The 18,408-nt window shown below is 66.8% G+C and carries 16 protein-coding genes and 1 tRNA gene; 10 read left to right on the forward strand and 7 right to left on the reverse strand.

Annotation, left to right across the window (positions count from 1 at the left end; all coding sequences use genetic code 11):
- Positions 1–321: 321 nt before the first annotated feature.
- Positions 322–2,268, reverse strand: coding sequence for an acetate--CoA ligase (gene acs, locus A5906_RS04170; RefSeq protein ID WP_080133926.1), 1,947 nt, complete (start codon positions 2,266–2,268; stop codon positions 322–324).
- Positions 2,269–2,657: 389 nt separating this feature from the next.
- Between acs and A5906_RS04175 the strand changes: the two genes are divergently transcribed.
- Positions 2,658–3,827 (forward strand): DNA topoisomerase IB, encoded by a 1,170-nt coding sequence (locus A5906_RS04175; RefSeq protein ID WP_080133927.1) that lies wholly within the window; start codon positions 2,658–2,660, stop codon positions 3,825–3,827.
- 109 nt (positions 3,828–3,936) lie between these two features.
- On the opposite strand, the gene A5906_RS04180 is transcribed toward A5906_RS04175, so the two are convergent.
- On the reverse strand, positions 3,937–4,392 hold the full coding sequence (locus A5906_RS04180; RefSeq protein WP_080133928.1) for an SRPBCC family protein: 456 nt from the start codon (positions 4,390–4,392) through the stop codon (positions 3,937–3,939).
- 101 nt (positions 4,393–4,493) lie between these two features.
- On the opposite strand from A5906_RS04180, the gene A5906_RS04185 reads away from it, so the two are divergent.
- Positions 4,494–5,573: an adenylate/guanylate cyclase domain-containing protein gene (locus tag A5906_RS04185; RefSeq protein WP_080133929.1), complete on the forward strand. Its 1,080-nt coding sequence runs from the start codon at positions 4,494–4,496 to the stop codon at positions 5,571–5,573.
- A gap of 226 nt (positions 5,574–5,799) precedes the next feature.
- On the opposite strand, the gene A5906_RS04190 is transcribed toward A5906_RS04185, so the two are convergent.
- Genes A5906_RS04190 through tsaD form a run of 3 tightly spaced genes read right to left on the reverse strand, consistent with a single transcriptional unit; the run spans position 5,800 to position 8,272 of the window.
- Complete coding sequence (locus tag A5906_RS04190) at positions 5,800–6,213, reverse strand: EVE domain-containing protein (RefSeq protein WP_080133930.1); 414 nt, start codon at positions 6,211–6,213, stop codon at positions 5,800–5,802.
- A gap of 2 nt (positions 6,214–6,215) precedes the next feature.
- Positions 6,216–7,196, reverse strand: coding sequence for an NAD(P)H-dependent glycerol-3-phosphate dehydrogenase (locus A5906_RS04195; RefSeq protein ID WP_080133931.1), 981 nt, complete (start codon positions 7,194–7,196; stop codon positions 6,216–6,218).
- A 2-nt stretch (positions 7,197–7,198) separates the two neighbouring features.
- Positions 7,199–8,272, reverse strand: a complete 1,074-nt coding sequence (gene tsaD, locus A5906_RS04200) for a tRNA (adenosine(37)-N6)-threonylcarbamoyltransferase complex transferase subunit TsaD (protein ID WP_080133932.1) — start codon at positions 8,270–8,272, stop codon at positions 7,199–7,201.
- Between the two features lie 151 nt (positions 8,273–8,423).
- On the opposite strand from tsaD, the gene A5906_RS04205 reads away from it, so the two are divergent.
- The 5 genes from A5906_RS04205 (at position 8,424) to A5906_RS04225 (ending at position 13,071) form a co-directional block, all read left to right on the forward strand.
- Positions 8,424–9,170: a uroporphyrinogen-III synthase gene (locus A5906_RS04205; protein WP_080133933.1), complete on the forward strand. Its 747-nt coding sequence runs from the start codon at positions 8,424–8,426 to the stop codon at positions 9,168–9,170.
- Positions 9,171–9,272: 102 nt separating this feature from the next.
- Entirely contained in the window at positions 9,273–10,484 is a 1,212-nt protein-coding gene (locus A5906_RS04210; RefSeq protein ID WP_080133934.1) for a COG4223 family protein, read from the forward strand.
- 36 nt (positions 10,485–10,520) lie between these two features.
- Positions 10,521–12,305: a heme biosynthesis protein HemY gene (locus A5906_RS04215; protein WP_080133935.1), complete on the forward strand. Its 1,785-nt coding sequence runs from the start codon at positions 10,521–10,523 to the stop codon at positions 12,303–12,305.
- A gap of 100 nt (positions 12,306–12,405) precedes the next feature.
- Positions 12,406–12,481, forward strand: a tRNA-Thr gene (locus tag A5906_RS04220).
- Between the two features lie 224 nt (positions 12,482–12,705).
- Positions 12,706–13,071, forward strand: coding sequence for a hypothetical protein (locus A5906_RS04225; protein WP_080133936.1), 366 nt, complete (start codon positions 12,706–12,708; stop codon positions 13,069–13,071).
- A 70-nt stretch (positions 13,072–13,141) separates the two neighbouring features.
- On the opposite strand, the gene A5906_RS04230 is transcribed toward A5906_RS04225, so the two are convergent.
- On the reverse strand, positions 13,142–14,203 hold the full coding sequence (locus A5906_RS04230) for a polysaccharide deacetylase family protein (protein ID WP_080133937.1): 1,062 nt from the start codon (positions 14,201–14,203) through the stop codon (positions 13,142–13,144).
- A gap of 252 nt (positions 14,204–14,455) precedes the next feature.
- Between A5906_RS04230 and A5906_RS04235 the strand changes: the two genes are divergently transcribed.
- Positions 14,456–14,764, forward strand: a complete 309-nt coding sequence (locus A5906_RS04235) for a hypothetical protein (protein WP_080133938.1) — start codon at positions 14,456–14,458, stop codon at positions 14,762–14,764.
- A gap of 188 nt (positions 14,765–14,952) precedes the next feature.
- On the forward strand, positions 14,953–15,168 hold the full coding sequence (locus tag A5906_RS04240) for a cysteine rich repeat-containing protein (protein ID WP_080133939.1): 216 nt from the start codon (positions 14,953–14,955) through the stop codon (positions 15,166–15,168).
- 36 nt (positions 15,169–15,204) lie between these two features.
- Here the strand turns inward: A5906_RS04240 and A5906_RS04245 are convergent, their stop codons facing one another.
- The gene (locus A5906_RS04245; protein ID WP_080133940.1) at positions 15,205–16,887 is read right to left on the reverse strand and encodes an MFS transporter; all 1,683 of its coding nucleotides are present in this window, start codon (positions 16,885–16,887) and stop codon (positions 15,205–15,207) included.
- A gap of 150 nt (positions 16,888–17,037) precedes the next feature.
- Here A5906_RS04245 and A5906_RS04250 point away from each other — a divergent pair, with 150 nt between their 5' ends.
- Complete coding sequence (locus A5906_RS04250; RefSeq protein WP_080133941.1) at positions 17,038–18,408, forward strand: hydrolase; 1,371 nt, start codon at positions 17,038–17,040, stop codon at positions 18,406–18,408.

Here is an 18,408-nt window from a genome sequence, read left to right on the forward strand (position 1 = left end):
AAAGGAAATGTTCGAAATAAAGTAAATGACCTGAAAACAACACTTGCCGGGAAAGATACGGCTGTGCCGGCACGCGCTCTGACAAGAGCGTGAGGATGCGAATGGCCATTGTTTTGGAAGGGGCATTAGCGCGCGACCAAGTCTCGTGTCCCGGACGCGGCGCAGCGCCATCTGCGCGTTTACGCGCGTCTTCGACGCGCTATGGCGTTGCGACGCAGAGCCGGGACCCAGGAGGCCGCACGTTCTGCCGTGGCCGGGCCCCGGCTCTGCAGCGCACCGCTAAAGGAGCGCTGCGCTGCATCCGGGACATCCGGCTTGGCTTTACGCCGACTTCTTGTTCTGCCGGTTCTTCACGAGATCATCGACCACGGCGGGATCGGCGAGGGTCGAGGTGTCGCCCAGGCTGCCCGGCTCGTCCTCGGCGATCTTGCGCAGGATGCGGCGCATGATCTTGCCGGAGCGGGTCTTGGGCAGGCCCGGCGCGAACTGGATCTGGTCGGGCGAGGCGATCGGGCCGATCTCCTTGCGCACCCAGGTCACGAGCTCCTTGCGAAGATCGTCGGTCGGCTGCACGCCGGCCATCAGGGTGACATAGGCGTAGATGCCCTGGCCCTTGATGTCGTGCGGGAAGCCGACCACGGCGGCTTCCGACACCTTTTCATGCGCGACCAGCGCGCTCTCGACTTCCGCGGTACCCATGCGGTGACCGCTGACGTTGATGACGTCGTCGACGCGGCCGGTGATCCAGTAATAGCCGTCGGCATCGCGTCGGCAGCCGTCACCCGTAAAATACTTGCCCTTGTAGGTCGAGAAATAGGTCTGCTCGAAGCGAGCGTGGTCGCCATAGACCGTGCGCATCTGGCCCGGCCAAGAGCGCGTCAGGCACAGATTGCCGGTGGTCTCACCCTCCAGCACCTTGCCGTCGGCATCGACGATTTCAGGGACCACGCCGAAGAACGGCTGCGTCGCCGAGCCCGGCTTCAGCTTGGTTGCGCCCGGCAGCGGCGTGATCAGGATGCCGCCGGTTTCGGTCTGCCACCAGGTGTCCACGATCGGGCATCGGTCATCGCCGACGACGCGATGATACCACTCCCATGCTTCGGGATTGATGGGCTCGCCGACCGAGCCGAGCAGGCGCAGGCTCGCGCGCGAAGTCTTCTTCACCGGCTCGTCGCCGCTCTGCATCAGCGCGCGGATCGCGGTCGGCGCGGTGTAGAAGATGTTGACCTTGTGCTTGTCGATGACGTTCCAGAACCGCGAATTATCAGGGTAATTCGGCACGCCTTCGAACATCAGCGTGGTCGCGCCGTTGGCGAGCGGCCCGTAGAGGATGTAGCTGTGGCCGGTGACCCAGCCGACGTCGGCGGTGCACCAGTAGATGTCGCCGTCGTGATAGTCGAAGACGTATTGATGCGTCATCGAGGCGAACACGAGATAGCCCGCAGTGGTGTGCAGCACGCCCTTGGGCTGGCCGGTCGAGCCCGAGGTGTAGAGGATGAACAGCGGGTCCTCGGCGTGCATGTGCTCGACCGGGCATTCGGTCGTCACCATCGCCGCCGCCTCGTGGTACCAGAGGTCGCGCGTCGGGTTCATGTCGATCTTGCCGCCGGTGCGCTTGACCACGACGACCCAGTCGACGCCGTCGGCTTTAGCGAGCGCCGCGTCGACATTGGCCTTCAGTGGCACCTTCTTGCCGCCGCGCAGGCCTTCGTCCGCAGTGATGATCACCTTGGATTTGCAGTCGTTGATGCGCTGGGCGAGGCTGTCGGGCGAGAAGCCCGCGAACACCACGGAGTGGATCGCGCCGATCCGCGCGCAGGCCAGCATCGCATAGGCTGCCTCGGGGATCATCGGCAGGTAGATCGTGACCCGGTCGCCCTTCTTGACGTTGCGGGTGCGCAGGATGTTCGCCATCCGGCACACTTCGTCGTGCAGCTCCTTGTAGGTGATGTGCTTCGACTGTGAGGGATCGTCGCCTTCCCAGATGATCGCGGTCTGGTTGGCGCGCGTATGCAGGTGCCGATCGATGCAGTTGTGGGCGACGTTGAGGATGCCGTCCTCGAACCATTTGATCGAGATGTTGCCGGGCGCGAAGGAGACGTTCTCGATTTTAGTCGGCGCCTTCATCCAGTCGATGCGCTTGGCCTGTTCGGCCCAGAAGCCGTTCGGGTCCGAGATCGAGCGCGCGTACATGTCCTTGTACTTGGCCTGGTCGACCCAGGCGCGTTTCGCCCATTCCGCCGGCACGTCGTAGATCTTCTCGGACATATTTCCCTCCACATGCGGCAAGCTCAGGCCATGCCGACATCATCATTTGAATGATTATGCGTCGGGCTAACCGGACCCGACAAGGAGCACAAGCTGGACCTTCGGAGAGCCGCCGGCCATGCGGAGGATCAAGGTGCGCGGGGCGGGCTGTCGCAAATCTGAAACAAGCCGACAGGCCCCTTTCGGCCTTTACCCCAATCGCCGGAACAGACCGGCGCAGAGCCCTATGCGCGGAACGGCGGTACTTGGGAACCGTTCTTCACTGATTCGGGACTCGCAATACGGTTCGGAACACCCTAAATGGCCAACCCGGGTCCGAAGAGACCCTTGGGAACAAAAATCACAACAGCGGCATTGACCGGTAACAGGCAGGGCTAAGGCGTAAGGCTATGATGGATCAGCAGAATCTCGGGACGTTGCGGCCCGCTTCAGCCGATCCTGCCGCTATTGCGCTGGCCAAGGCCCTCGGACAATGGCCGAAACCGGCCCCATCCAGCCGTCCCAGCCCGAAAAAGGTGTTCGACACGGCCTCCCCGGCGACGGTCGAGGCGCTTGCCAAGGAGCTGGGTCTCCGGCTCGGCGACCAGAATGAGCTGACTATCCGCCGCATCAGGCGCGGCAAGGGCTATTCCTTCGTCCACCCCAACGGCGCCCACATCCGCGACGCCCGCACCATCCGTCGGCTGCACGCCATGGCGGTGCCGCCGGCCTATCGCGAGGTGCGCTACTCCGCCGATCCGAGCTCGCATCTCCAGGCCGTGGGACGCGATGCCGCGGGCCGGCTGCAATATCGCTATCACGCCGATTGGGAGAAGGTGCGCGAGCACCGCAAGGCGCATCGCCTGGAGAAGCTCGTCGGCGCGCTGCCAAAGATCCGGCGCAAGGTCTCGGCGTTCCTGTCGGGCGACGAGCCGACGCGCGAGTTCGCGCTCTCGGCCGTGATCGAGCTGATCGCCCGCACCGCGATCCGTCCCGGCAATGAATCCTATGCCCGCCTGAATGGCACGCGCGGCGCCACCACGCTGCTGAAGTCCAACGTCACGCTGGAAGACGACTGCTTCGTGCTGACCTTCAAGGCCAAGGGCGGCAAGGCGGTACGCAAGGAATGCGACGCGGCGAAGCTCGTGCGCGCCATCGGCATTTTGCAGGGTGTCCCCGGCAAGCGCATGTTCCAGTACCGGGATGCCTACGGCATCGTCCGTGCCGTCAACACCACGCAGGTGAATGCGTTCTTGCGCGAGATCGCGGGCATCAAGATCTCGCTGAAGGATTTCCGTACGCTGATGGCGTCCGCGGTCGTGGTGGAATCGCTGTCACGGATCACGCCGGCGACCAGCCAGCGCGGCCGCAAGAAGCAGGTGCTGGACGCGATCCGCGCCGCTGCCGACAAGCTCTCGAATACGCCGGCGATCTGCCGCAAGAGCTACGTCCACGACACCATCGTCACCGCCTTCGAGGAGGGCATTTTGGAGCGTTTTGCTGCGACGATGAAGGGCCAGCGTTCGCAGGCGCGGCGCGAGCAGCTGCTGGCGCAGGTGGTGGCGACCGCCGCGGTGTAACGGACACTGCCGTAGGGTGTGCAAAGCGCAAGCGTGACCACCATTTCTGCTGGGCGCTGGGATCGATGGTGGGCACGGCGCAAGTGCGCCTTTGCTCACTCCACGAGAGCTACGTCTTATCTGACACACCCTCATCCGGGCCGGGGTCGCGGCCAGCCGCTGCGCTCGTGAGCCGTTCCAGATAATGCGCCCACCCCTTCGCGTGCGCGGCCGCCTGCGCTTCGGTCGGCAAGCCGCTATGGGTCATGCGCAGCAGCGTGCCGCCGTCGCGTTCGATCAGGTCGATCTCGATCAGGCTCGAGCCGGGCGGCACTTCCTGGCCACCCTCCCAGCCGAACGTGTAGGCCAGGCGGTGCACCGGCACGACCTCGCGGAAGGCCCCGCGGCCGACGCCGCCGCGCGGTCCGACGCCTTTGAGCAGGTAGAGCCCGCCGGGATGCGGCTCGGTGGTCGCATCAGAGCCCATCCAGCTCAGGATCTTCTCGGGGTCGGTCAGGTAGGCAAAGACGGTGGCGCGGGGGGCCGCGATCTGGGTTTCGCGTCGCACTACGAAGGATTCGGTCATCGGCGATCATCCCTGGGCTGACGATGGGACATGGCGGCGGCCCTGCGCTCCGTCAAGGATTGCCCGTGACAAACACCGCCCTGCTTCGTCATCATCGGGCCATGCATCTGTTCCCGACCCTCGCCTGGCTCGTCGATGTCGCCTCGGATTGCCCGGGGGCGGACCGCCTGCTCGCGGAACTCGGCGCGCATCTGATCGCCGACGGCGTGCCGCTCGCGGCAGGTGCCCTGACGCTTGAGGTGCCGCATCCGCTGATCGCGAAGCGGACCTGGCTATGGCGCGCCGACAATGGCAGCGTCATCGAAGCGCTCGGCTTCGCGCCGGGTGGCCTTGCGCCCGACCTGCCCAACGATGCCGGCCGCCGCTGGCTGCGCGAGGTCGCAGGCGGCGAAGTGCACGAAGATGCCGTCGGACGGGCCGATGGGCCCTTGCTCGGTTGGACCGGATCGCGTCCGTTGAGCGCCGATGACATCGAACGATTGCGCCAGGCTGCTCGCTTCGCGGCGACGCCTCTTGCCGTGCTCGCTGCGCGTGCCACGTTGCGGGCGACACTGGATGCCTATCTCGGCAAGCGCAGCGCGGAGCGGGTGCTGGCGGCACCCCTGCGGCGCGATCTCGGCGAGACCATCCAGGCCGCGCTGCTCTATGCCGATCTGCGCAATTTCACGACCCTGTCTGAAACCGCACCGCCAGCCCAGGTCATCGCGGCACTCGACGCCTGGTTCGACCGCACCGCCGGCGCCGTTCATGCCTTCGGCGGCGAGGTACTGAAATTCATCGGCGACGGCGTTCTCGCGATCTTTCCGGTGGTCGAGGCATCCCCGCGCCGCGCCTGCGATGCCGCCCTGCGTGCCGCAAGCGCGGCCGAAGCCGGCATGGCCTATCTCAACGCCGAGCGCCAGGCCCAAGGCTTGCCGCCGCTCGCGTTCGGCGTCGCGCTCCATCTCGGCGAGATGCTCTGGGGTAATATTGGCGCTGCCAACCGGCTCGATTTCACCGCGATCGGTCCCGCCGTCAATCTCGCCAGCAGGCTCGAGGGATTGTGCAAACGGCTCGGCCGGACGGTGCTGGTGTCGGGCGCGCTCGCCGCCGAGACGGAGACGCCGCTGATCGCGCTCGGGTCGCATCCGCTGCGCGGCATTGCCGCACCTTGCGAGGTGTTTGCGCTGGCGGAGACGTGAGGCCGGATATTGCAGGTCGTTACGTGATGGCCGCGCCAAACTCTCGGTGTCGCCCTCGCCTGGCGCGCAATAGCGCACGGGAGCCAGGATTCATAACCACAAAACTGCATTGTTGCGTCAGCTGGCAACAGCGAGTCTTCGCAAAACGATTGCTGCGGAGCATGGGTCCTGGATCTGCGCGCGCTTAAGAGCGCGCTTGTCCGGGACGACGGCGGAACAGCAGCGCCTACATCCCGCCCATCTTGCAGACGAGCTTCCATTCCTCTGTTGTCACCGGCTGCACCGACAGGCGCGAATATTTCACCAGGGCCATGTCGGCGAGCTTCTTGTCGGCCTTGATCGCGGCCATCGTCACCGGTGTCTTCAAGGGCTTGTCGGCTTTGATGTCGACGCAGACGAATTTTTCGGTCTTGTCGGTCGGATCGAGGTAGGCCTCCTTGATGATCTCGACGATGCCGACGATCTCCTTGCCCTCGTTGGAGTGATAGAAGAACGCCTTGTCGCCCTTTTTCATGTTCACGAGGTTCTGGCGCGCGGTGTAATTGCGCACGCTTGTCCAGGCTTCGCCCTTGGCGCCCTTCGCGACCTGCTGGTCCCAGGACCACACTGATGGTTCCGATTTCACCAGCCAGTACGCCATGCTCATTCCTCTGCCTTGAAGGGACGCGTCAGCAATCCCGAGATCGCCGCGTCGATCGTGCTCCGGCCGCTCAGGATCGAAGCGACCGCTTCTGATACCGGCATCTCGATGTTTTGCGAAGCTGCGAGTTCGATCAGCACCGGCGCGGTGAATTCGCCTTCGGCGAGCTTGCCGGCAGATGGCTGCTCGCCGCGCCCGAGCGCGAGGCCGAGCGCAAAGTTGCGCGACTGCGGGCTCGAGCAGGTGAGGATCAGATCACCGAGGCCGGACAGGCCGGTGAGCGTCTCGCTGCGCGCACCGAGCGCGCGGCCGAGGCGCGTCAGCTCGGCAAAGCCGCGGGTCGTCAGGGCGGCCTGGGCCGAGGCGCCGAGCTTGCGCCCGACCGCGATGCCGACCGCGATTGCCAGCACGTTCTTGGCCGCGCCGCCGATCTCGACGCCGCGGATGTCGGTGGAGTGATAGGGGCGGAATGTCGGCGAGCCCAATGCCTGCACCAGGCTGCTCGCCAGTGCTTCATCCTTGGCTGCCAATGTCACCGCCGTCGGCAGGCCGCGCGCGACGTCGTCGGCAAAGCTCGGGCCTGACAGGATCGCCGGCAGCGCATGCGGAGCAGCCTCGGCGATCACGTCGGTCATGAACTTGTGGGTGCCGTGCTCGATTCCCTTGGCGCAGGCGATGATCGGCACCGGCTTCGTGATGTGCGAGGCCAGCATGTTGACCGCGCCGCGCAGGTGCTGCGCCGGCGTCGCGATCAGCAGCATCTCCACGCGCGACGCCTGCGCGAGATCGCTCGTCACCACGATCTCCGGCGCGAGCCGCACGCCGGGTAGCCGCGGGTTGTCGCGCGTCGATGCAATTCGCGTCGCATGCTCCGCGTTGCGCGCCCAGAGCGTCACGCTGCGTCCAGCCCGCGCCGCCACCGTCGCCAGCGCCGTCCCCCAGGCGCCCGCTCCGATCACCGCGACGGATTGGAACGTGGCCATCGTCAGTATCCCGCCCGCGTCTTGCCGTAGCCGGCTGGTGCCGTCGCATTGGCGTCGAGCAGCCAGCGCGCGCGCGGCTGCGCCTCCATCGTGTCGGTTAGTCCCAGCGCGAGGCGCTCGGCGCCGGCCCAGGCGATCATCGCGCCATTGTCGGTGCAGAGCGCAGGCGGTGGCATGATCAATTGCGTTCCGGCCTGCCGCGCGACGTCGTGCAGCGCGCCGCGGATCGCCTGATTGGCGGCGACGCCGCCGGCGGCCACGAGCGCGCATGGTGCGCCGAACTGCTCGCGGAAAAGCTTCAGGCCAACGCTGAGCCGGTCGGCGGTCGAATCCAGCACCGCGGCCTGGAAGCTCGCGCAGAGATCGCTGATGTCCTGCGGCGCGATCTCAGGCAATCGGCTCGCTTCGGTGCGGACGGCCGTCTTCAATCCGGACAGCGAGAAATTGGCATCTGGACGTCCCTGCATCGGCCGCGGGAACGCAAACCGCGCAGCATCGCCGCTTGCCGCCGCGCGCTCGACCTGCGGGCCGCCGGGATATGGCAACCCCAGCATCTTCGCGACCTTGTCGAAGGCTTCGCCGATGGCGTCGTCAACAGTGGTGCCGAGCCGCACATACTGGCCGACGCCGGTGACCGCGACGATCTGGGTGTGGCCGCCCGAGGCGAGGAAGAGACAGTAGGGGAAATCGATTCCATCGGTGAGGCGCGGCGTCAGCGCATGCGCCTCCAGATGGTTCACCGCGACCAGCGGCGTGTCATGCACCATCGCGATCGCCTTCGCGGTGGTGAGCCCGACGATCACGCCGCCGATCAGCCCGGGCCCCGCGGCCGCGGCCACGCCGTCGAGCTGGGCATAGTCTATGCCGGCCTCGTGCATGGCACGGTCGATGATCCCGTCGAGCACGTCGACATGCGCGCGCGCGGCGATCTCCGGCACCACGCCGCCGAAGCGGGCGTGTTCCTCGACCTGCGACCGCACGATGTTGGATAGGATCTTGCCACTGCCGCCAGGCGCGCGCTCGATCACCGCCGCGGCGGTCTCATCGCAGGTGGTTTCGATGCCCAATACCAGCATTGGCGAATTGTTATCCAATTTGCGCCCTTGCGCTCATCCGTAAAGCAGAGTTCTGGTACGTCCGGTAGCATTCCGGGGTCGGCTTGCGCAATCGTCACGCGCGGCCATTCCGGCGAAAGCGTCACCGTCACGCGGTCCGGGAACACGAGCGATGTCCATTCTTGTCACACGGCCGCATCCCGACAATGAGGCGACCGCGGAAAATCTGCGCGCGCGGGGACATGCGGTGCTGCTCGCGCCGGTGCTCAAGTTCGAGCCGGTCGCTTTCCATGACGAGAGTGAAGCGGGATACGGGGCCGTCATCGTCACATCGGCCAATGCGATCCGCGCCGTCGCGCCGCAATTGCGCGACCTTGGCCTCGTGGAGCTGCCGCTGTTCGCGGTCGGTGAGCATACCGCTTCCGCTGCGCGCGACGCCGGCTTCGGCGAGGTCATCGTCGCCGGCGGCGATGCCGCTTCCCTGCGCGACAAGGTCATCCAAAGTGCGCGCGACAAGGTGCTGAAGAAGAAAAGCACGCTGCTTTATCTCGCGGGCGCGGATCTGTCGCGCGATCTCGGCGGTGAGCTCGGCGCGGAAGGATTCAACGTGGTGACGCAGACAGCCTATCGCATGGCGCCGATCAAGCACCTGCCGCGCGAGGTCTGCGAGGGCTTTGCCGCCCATGGGGTCGAGGCGGTGCTGCACTACTCCCGGCGCAGCGCGCGGGCCTTCCTGGAGGCGGCGCGGGATGAAGGTGTCGAAATCTCGGCGCTGGCGATCCCGCAATGCTGCCTGTCCGAGACGATCGCCGGCGTGCTGCGCGATGCCGGCGCGTCGCAGGTTCTGGTGGCCGCGACGCCGGACGAAATTGCCTTATTTGACACCTTGGAGCGTGCTTTGCGGACCCGTTTGGCGTAAGAGGTCGGGCCGAATCCGACGCATTTGGGTCCGCCCGAGATCTGTTCCAGTGATCTGTGCAAGGGATCTGTGCAAGGTATGGAAGTGTGAGGAACCGTCACGATGGCCGACGACAAGCCTGAAGACGCAGGATTGGCCCCCGACACCGGTCGCGCCAAGCGCACGCCGCCCACTATCGACCTCGAGGCGACGGACGTCTCGACCCAGCCGCAGGAGGCGGTGGGCGAGCCCGAGGCTCAGCCGGCGACCGAGCAAGCCGCGCACGAGCAGGCCAATGTCGAGGAGGCCAAGCCCGAGTCGCAACCCGAGTCGGCCGAGGAGCAGCCGTCCGTTGCTCCCGCCTCGCGGCCGATTTCACCGTGGGTCATCGCGCCGTTCTCCGGCGCGGTGGCCGCCGCAATCGTGATCGGGGTCGGCTGGATGCTGGGCTGGCCCGCAGTGCAGGCGCCGCCGGCCGCGCCGCAAGTGACAAGCGCGACGGTCGATGCGCTGAGCGGTCGTGTCGCCGCGGTCGAGGCCAAGGCCGGCAAGCCCGTCGCCGATCCGGCCATGGCCGCGCGGATCGACGCGCTGGAGAAGTCGGCGAGCGGCCTGCGCAGCGACATCGCCAATCTGCGCGCGCAGTCCGACAAGACCGCGAGCGCACTGAACGATACCAGATCCGCGCCGCCCACCAATGCGCCTGATATTGCCGCGCTCACCGAGCGCCTCGCGCAGCTCGAGCGCGCGAGCAAGACGGAGCGGGCCGAGCTCGCGCAGCAGGGCGAGAAGATCGCCGATGCAAGAGCGAGAGATGACAAGCCGCTGCGCTTCGTGGTGGCGGCGGCCCTGCTCGATGTGGCCGTGCGCCATGGCGATCCCTATCAGTCGCAACTGTCCACGGCGCGTTCGCTCGCCACCAAGCCCGACATGCTGAAGCCGCTCGATGCGTTTGCATCGTCGGGCATCCCGACGCCGGTCGCGCTGAGCCGCGAGCTGCTCAACATCGTGCCGAAATTGTCGCCGCCGGCGGAAGCCCCACCCGCGAATGCGGGCATCGTGGAGCGCCTTCAGGCGGGAGCGTCGAAACTCGTGCGCATCGAGCGCACCGACGGCGTCGGCAACGATCGCGGTGCCATCGTCGCGCGGGTGACGGCCGCGGCGCTCCGCAACGACTTCGTGGAGGCGCGGCGCGAGCTGAAGACGCTGCCTCAGGCCGATCGCGCGCCGGCGCAGGCCTGGCTCGACAAGGCCGACGCCCGCGACGCCGCGCTCGCAGCGTCCCGCAAATTCGCCGACGATGCCATGGCGGATCTCGCCAAATCTGCTCAATAAGATTCGCGCAACAATCGGCGCGTAATAGGGATCGCCATGCTTCGCATCGTCCTTTTCCTTGTCCTGATTGCGCTGGCGGCGGCCGGCGCGGCCTGGGTTGCCGACCAACCCGGGGATCTCGTCCTGACCGCGGGCGGCTTCCGGGCTTCGACGACGTTGCCGAGGTTCGTGCTCTTGCTCGGCCTCTTTGCCGCCGCCGTCGTGCTGGTGTGGAGCATCCTGACCACGGTCTGGCGCATGCCGGGCCGCATGCGCCGCCGCCGTCACGAGAAGCGCCATGCGCGCGGCCGCCACGCCATCACCCATGGCCTGCTCGCGATCGGGCATGGCGACACCGCGCTCGCCCGCCGGCACGCCGAAGCGGCGCGGCGGCATGCCCCCAACGATCCGCTCGCGCTGCTGCTGCACGCGCAGTCCGCCCAGCTCGAAGGCAAGCGCGACGAGGCCCAGCGCGTCTTCCGCGCCATGGCCGAGCGCGAGGATACGCGGCTGCTTGGCCTGCGCGGCCTGTTCATCGAGGCGCAGCGCGCCGATGACGCGGTCGGCGCCGTGATGATCGCCGAGGAAGCGCTCAAGCTGTCGCCGTCCTCGACCTGGGCCTCGCATGCGGTGCTCGGCTTCCGCTGCGCCCGCGGCGACTGGAGCGGCGCACTCGCGATCCTCGAATCGAATCTGTCTGCGGGCCTGATCGACAAGCCGGCCTATCGCCGCCAGCGCGGCGTGCTGCTCACGGCGCGCGCGCTGGAGCTGGAAACCATGGACCGCGACGTCGCGCGCGAGAGCGTGACGGAGGCGATCAAGCTCGCGCCGACCCTGGTGCCCGCCGCGGTGCTCGCCGCAAAATTCGAGAGCGAGGCGCATCAGGTGCGTCGCGCCATGAAGCTGGTCGAGGTCGCCTGGCTCGCCAATCCGCATCCCGATCTCGCCGACGCCTATGCCCATGTGAGGCTCGGCGATTCCGCGCGGCAGCGCCTGCAGCGGGTCGAGACGCTCGCGGCCAAGACGTCGGCCGACAAGCCCGGCCATATCGAGGGCCGGCTCGCGATCGCGCGCGCCGCGATCGATGCCTCGGAGTTCGCCCGCGCACGCGAGGTGCTGGCGCCTTATGTCAACGACCCGACCCAGCGCGTGGCGCTGCTGATGGCCGAGATCGAGCGCGCCGAGCATGGCGATAGCGGTCGTGCCCGCGCCTGGACCTTGCGTGCCGTGCGCGCCCGCCACGATCCGGCCTGGACCGCGGACGGCTATGTCAGCGACCGCTGGCGCCCCGTCTCTCCGGTCACCGGCCGCCTCGACGCCTTCCAGTGGCAGACGCCGGTCGCGAGCCTTCCTTCCGACAAGGGCGCCACGATCGAAGCCTCCGCCTTCGAGGAAGCCATGCTGGCCGCCCCGCCGTCGAAGCGGGTGGCAGCGGCCCCGAGCCAGAGTCCGGTGGAACCAGCCGTGACGGCACCAGCCCCGGCGCCGGCGGCCCAGGACAATTCGCCCCCTGAGGCCAACGAAATCGCCAAGGAAATCGCCAAGGAAGTCGCCAAGGACGAGCCGGTGGCGGCACCGGCCGAGCCGGTCAATCCGGCCCCCGAGCCGGCCGAATCATCGCCGGTGCCGGAAACACCGGTGTTCCGGACCCGCGCCGACCTCGGCAAGCCCGCACCTGCCCCGATCCCCGCCGTCATCCCGATCGTCCGTGCCCCCGACGATCCCGGGATCGACGATGAGGGTCCGAGCGATGAATTTACGGAACAAATCGGCACGCCCAAGGCCCATGCAAAGGCCCAGGCCGGCGGCTGGCGCGGATTCTGGTCCCGCTGGGGTGCGTGAGGCGCATTTCGCGCCCCGCTTGTCCTTGCCAATTCGGGCCATGCCCGATATCAGGAGCGCGCGTATCGGGACCGGCATCGCCGGGGTCCCGGCAGGGTTCGCCGCAATAGCTCAGTCGGTAGAGCACGTCATTCGTAATGACGGGGTCGGGGGTTCGAATCCCTCTTGCGGCACCAGCCTTCGCTGGCTTGCCAGCTTCGGCCGGGCAAGCCTTTTCGTAGCGAAGCTGCTACGCCATAGCTGAAGGCGACGGCGGGCTTACCTTGCAATCCGCCTTGTTCATCCCAGGCACCCCCGTCACCAGCGACACTGGCTCGACCCAGTCCAAGTGACGTCTCTCACATAATCTCGCGCCGGCCATCCCTAGTGTCCGCCTCACGCAAACACGGGGAGATTTCACATGCGCAAGATCATTCTGGTCGCCGCCATGGTCCTGGCTTCCGCATCTGCCGAGGCTAGCGACCGCAGCCTGTCGCTCGCTGCGGCGCCCGAGCAGACCTCTTCTCAGCCAGCACCGGCGACAACCATCACCACGGCGCAGGTCAGCGATGTCGCACCAGCTGCCGAGACTCCGAAACATGTCGATCGTCCGCCGGCAGTCTCGGCGCCTGCTGAGGTGACTGCTCCCACCACGGCCACAACCGCCTCCGCACCGGCGGCGACCAAGCCCGCGAAGACTGCAAGGGCGGACAAGCCGAAGCACAAGCGCGGCTGGACCGAACGGCGCATCATCAGCGAGCTGCATCGCCACGGCATCTACTGGTAGGCGGCCCTTCAAAAAGCAAATGGCCGGGCAAAGGCCCGGCCATGACGTTTGAGGAAGCCTTCGAGCGAGCTTACTGCGAGACCGTCTGCACCACGCTCGAGATCGGGCGCGTGTTCGTGCCCGCGGTCGGCACCTTCATGTCCTTCATCAGCGCCTCGTCATATTCCGGCAGCGTCTGAAGCGTCGTCTTGGCCTTCATCTGCACGACCTTGTAGCCGCCGGCCTTGAGCCGCGCGAGCAGCGCCGGCATGGCTTCGCCGGTGTGCTTCTGGAAGTCGTGCATCAGGATGATGCCCTTGCCGAGCTTGTCGAGCCGCGTCATCACCGTCTCGATGATCTTCTCCGGCGTCGCGCCCTTCCGGAAGTCGAAGGAGTCGATGTCGGTCGAGAACATCGCGACGTTGCGGGTGCCGAAATAGCTGACGATCGCCGGATTGTGCTGAAGCTGCGGGAAGCGGAAGAACGGCGCGGGGTTGGCGCCGAGCGCGAATTTCACCGCGCTGATACCCTTTTCAACCTCGTCCTTGGCCATCTGCTCGGTCATCTTCTTGCCGTTCAAATTGACGTGCGACCAGGTGTGCGTACCGACCGTATGGCCCTGGGCCAGCACCTGGCGCAGGATCTCCGGATGATAGGTCGCATGCTTGCCGACCGAGAAGAACAGGCCCTTGGTGCATTCATCCGCGAGCGCCTTCAGCACGGCGGGCGTGTTCACCGGCCAGGGACCGTCGTCGAAGGTCAACACGACTTCCTTCTCGGTGAGGAAGTCGAACTGCTTGAAATGGTCGAAGCCGAAGCCGGGACCGCCGGTGGTGTCGATCTCGACCACGCGGGAGACGCCCAGGGCGTTCGGATTGGCGCAGGCCTGCTTCGGCTGAACTGGCGTGGCCGGAGCGGGCGCAGGCGCTTGGGCCTGGGCAACGGCCGTCGGCTTCGCCGCGATCGTTGCGGTGGTGGCGACGTCGTCCTTGGCGGCGATTTTCGCCTGTGCCGGCAATGGATCGGCGGCACGGGCGGCAACTGTCTTGGGGGCGCCCTGATCGGCGCTCGCGGAATAATAAAACCAACCGCCGGCGGCGATCACGACCGCCGCAACTACACTGGCCAGCATCAGGCCCAACGCATTACGCATCGCTACTCTTTCCAATTACGCAACCAAACCGGCGGAATCTCCCGCGCGACGAGCCATTAATGCGAAGGAACAGTTAACGTGACACCAACACGACAGCGGATGCGGAGGAATTTCAGCAGGGTGGGCCAAAGTGACCGAGGTCACAGAGCGCAGGGCTCTCGTGACCGTCATCACAGTGGAAACTGTTTTGGCGGAGCATCGTAGTTCCCATTAACAACGGGCCCGCGATGGCGGTGCCAATGGGAGCTTCAAATGACCACGTCCTGCACCACCAAGTCCCTGAGTAGCAAGATCCGCGACACTGGCCTCGCGCTGGGCTTCGCCGCCCTCGTCTCGATCGTCTCGACGAGTTCGAGCTTCGCCTTCTCGGCCGAGGCGCAGCAGCAGTGCACCGGCGATGCCTTCCGCCTGTGCTCGTCGGAAATCCCCAACATCCCGAAGATCACCGCGTGCATGATGAAGCATCGCTCGGATCTGAGCGCCGGCTGCCGCGCGGTGATGGACAAGGACCTCGCCAAGGGCGCCTCACGCAAGGTCGCTGACGCGCAGGACAAGCAGTAAGAGACAAACAGTAAGAGAACGCGCAGCGCCGCAGGCGTTGCGTTCGACGAGCTCCCCTCGCGATGCGCCCCGGCGTCAAGCCGGGGCCACGCGGCGGTGTGATGCAGCCTGAAAATAAAGCCGTTGCGGCTGAGTGATCGTCGCACTAGCTTCGCCCGCACTTTCGTCCGGGTAAGAGGCATTACGCGATGACCAGATTTCTTTTTATTGTTTCCTTGCTCCTGTGCGCATCCGCCGCGTCCGCGCAACAGCAGCCCGGACACGACGCCTGCGCGCGCGATGTCAGCCGGTTCTGCCGCGCCGTGATGAACAATGGCGATGGCGCCGTGCTGGCGTGCCTCAAGCAGAACCGCACCCGCCTCAGCAAGGCCTGCGACAAGGTGCTGACGGACCACGGGCAGTGATCTCGGTCGTCCCGGCAGGCCGGGACGACAGCGGGGCTACGTGCTGCTTCCCGCTGCGACCACCGGCAGCACTTCGTCCTTCGCGCGGTCCGGCGTCTCGTCCTTCCAGCGCACCGAGCCGAACGGGCGCTCCAGCATGCGGCGGACGCGCACCGGCTCGGGGCCGATATGGAAATCGATCGCCTGCTGGTGCAGCGCGCGTTCGGACAGGGTCGAGCGGTTGCGCTGGCGCAAGTAGTCGAACCAGGTCGGGCAGTGATAGCGCTCGGTCCACAATTCGGGGTCGGCGATGTCGCGCGCGATCGACCAGCCATAGGCGCCATTGCGCTGCCTCGAGAGCTGCACGTCCTGCATCACATTGTGGAAGGCGCGCGCGTTCTCCTGGGAGACGCGATACTCGATCTCGACCACCAGCGGTCCGCTGCGGCCGGTGAGCGACAGCCGGACTTCCGGATCGGCGAGCACTTCGGCATCCTCGTTGCGAGCGCCGACGCGCGGCATCGTGAGCCAGATCCCGAGCAGCGGCGAGAGCAGCATCAAGCCGGCGGCAACGAGCAGCGCGACCTCGACGCCGGCATAGTCGGTGAGATGGCCCCAGCCCCAGGCGCCGATCGCGATGCCGCCGGAAATCGAGGCCTGGAACGCTGCCAGCGAGCGGCCCGCGACCCAGCGCGGCGCAGAGAGCTGCACGCCGATATTGAACAGCGCGACCGCCGCCATCCAGACCGCGCCGGCGAGCACCAGCGCGGTGGCCGTCAGCACCGGCTCCGTGCTCACGGCGAGCGCGGCCATCGCGAACGCCATCGAGATGGTGCAGGCGCGGATCGCGGCCTCGCCGCTCATGCGTTTGCGGAGTTCGTGGATGTTGAGCGCGCCGACCACCGCACCCATGCCGAAGGCGCCGAGCATGATGCCGTAGGTCTGCGCGCCGCCATGCAAGAGGTCGCGCGCGACCAGCGGCATCAGCGCCATCACGGCGCCGCCGATCAGGCCCATCACCAGAGTGCGCAGCAGCACGATCTTGATCGGCGGCGAGTTGGTGATGTAGCGGAAGCCCGAGACCATGGCGCGGTTGAGCTTTTCCCGCGGCAGCCGCGACGGCTCCACCGAACGGCGCCAGAGCAGCAGCACCACCAGCAGCGGCAGATAGAGAATCGCATTGCAGGCAAAGGCGGCGACTGCGCCGAGCGCGGCGACGATGACGCCGCCGACCGCGGGACCGAAGCTGCGCGCGATATTGTAGCTGATGCCGTTCAGAGCGACCGCCGACGGCAGGGCTTCCGGCGGCACCTGCTCGCTGACCGAGGATTGCCAGGCAGGTCCGAACAGCGCGTTGCCGCTGCCCACCACGAAGCAGAACGCGAGCAGCGTTTCCGGCGTGATGAGCTTGAGGCCCGCGAGGATCGTCAGCGCGCTCGCGCCGGTCAGCGCGATCGCGAGCGAGACCAGGGTGACGACGCGACGGTCATACATGTCGGCGATGGCGCCGGCCGGCATCGAGATCAGCATGATCGGCAGCATCAAGGCGGTCTGCACCAGCGCCACCTTGTCCGCCGAAGCCGCCATCTGCGTCATCGCCCAGGCCGCGCCCACGCCCTGGATCAAGAGCCCGAGATTGGAGAGCAGGCTGGCGAGCCAGATGCGCCGGAACACAGTGAACCGCAGGGGGGCGGTGATGCCCTCGCCGGCGAATGTCTGACGGTTCGGCTGCTCGGTCATATCCCCTTCCAAATGGGCTGGCAGAAGTGGTCTTGGAGTGGTCTTCGGGTGATTCCGGCAAAGCCAGTGATGCCCGCGAAAGTCCTTCGCTGTCCAGTGCTTAGGCCGCTATAAGCGGTGCAAAGACTGAGGTTTTGCCGGGAGGAACAGATGAGGCTGTCGCGACGGACGATCCTGCTGGGGGCGGGCAGCTTGCCTTTCGCGGGTGCGAGCTTGCGGACAAGCGTGCTGGCCCAGACGGCGCCCGCAGCGCAAAACGCGGAAGTGCCGCCGATCCTGTTCGTCCACGGCAATGGCGACTACGACGCGCTCTGGATGACGGCGCTGTGGCGGATGGAATCCAACGGCATCGCCCGCGATCGCATGATGGCGATCAACTTCACCGATCCGCTCGCGCGCAGCGACGACAAGGTCGAGCAGCCGAACCGCTCCTCGACCGAGGACCAGCGCCGCGAGCTCGCCGCTGCCATCACTGAACTGAAGCGCCGGACTGGAGCTCCGCGCGTGGCGCTGGTCGGCAGCTCGCGCGGCGGCAACGCGATCCGCAACGTCATCAGGAATGGCGGCGCGGGCGATGTCAGCCACGCCGTCCTGTGCGGCACGCCCAATCACGGCGTGTTCGCGACCGACGACCAGCCCAACAACGAGTTCAACGGCCGCGGCCCGTTCCTGCGCGGCCTGAACGAGGGCGAGAGCGAGGTGACGCCGGGTGTTGCCTTCCTCACCCTGCGCAGCGACGGCCTGGACAAATATGCGCAGAGCGACGGCCGCCTCATCGGCAAGCCGGGAACGCCGACCAATGTCACGGCCGAGGGACCGGAGCTGAAGGGCGCCACCAATCTCGTGCTCGGCGCGCTCGACCATCGCGAGGTGGCATTCCACCCGCGCGCCTTCCGCGAAATCTACAAGTTCATCGCGGGGCGTGAGCCCCAGCGAATTGCGATCGTCCCGGAGCAGAGTGTCCGCCTGAACGGCCTCGTCACCGGCACGCCCGGCGGCGTGCCGACCAATCGCCCGGTCACGGGCGCAACCGTCGAGATATTTCGCGTCGATCCCGATACCGGAGAGCGCAAGGGCAGTGCCGTGCACAGCGCGAAGACCGGCGCTGACGGCCGCTGGGGGCCGGCGCAGGTCGATCCGTCCTGGTCGCTCGAATTCGTCCTGAGGGCGCCGGAGGCGCCGACCACGCACATCTATCGTTCGCCCTTCCCGCGCTCGTCCGACGTCGTGCATCTGCGGCCCGCGCGCCCGCTGGGACCTTCGGACAAGGACGCCGGTGGGATCGTGATCATGTCGCGTCCGCGCGGCTATTTCGGCCTGCCGCGGGACGTGGTGCTGTTCGACGGCAAGGAGCCCGCCGACGTCAAGTCGGGCGTGCCCACGGATGCGGCAGCGACATTGCGGCTTCCGGCGGCCGGGATCGGGCGTAACATCGTGGCCCAGTTCGGCGAAGAACGGATTGTGGCACGCGCCTGGCCGACCGCCGAGAACAGGATTGCGATCACTGAGATGACTTACTAG

The organism is Bradyrhizobium sacchari (assembly GCF_002068095.1).
Classification (GTDB): domain Bacteria; phylum Pseudomonadota; class Alphaproteobacteria; order Rhizobiales; family Xanthobacteraceae; genus Bradyrhizobium; species Bradyrhizobium sacchari.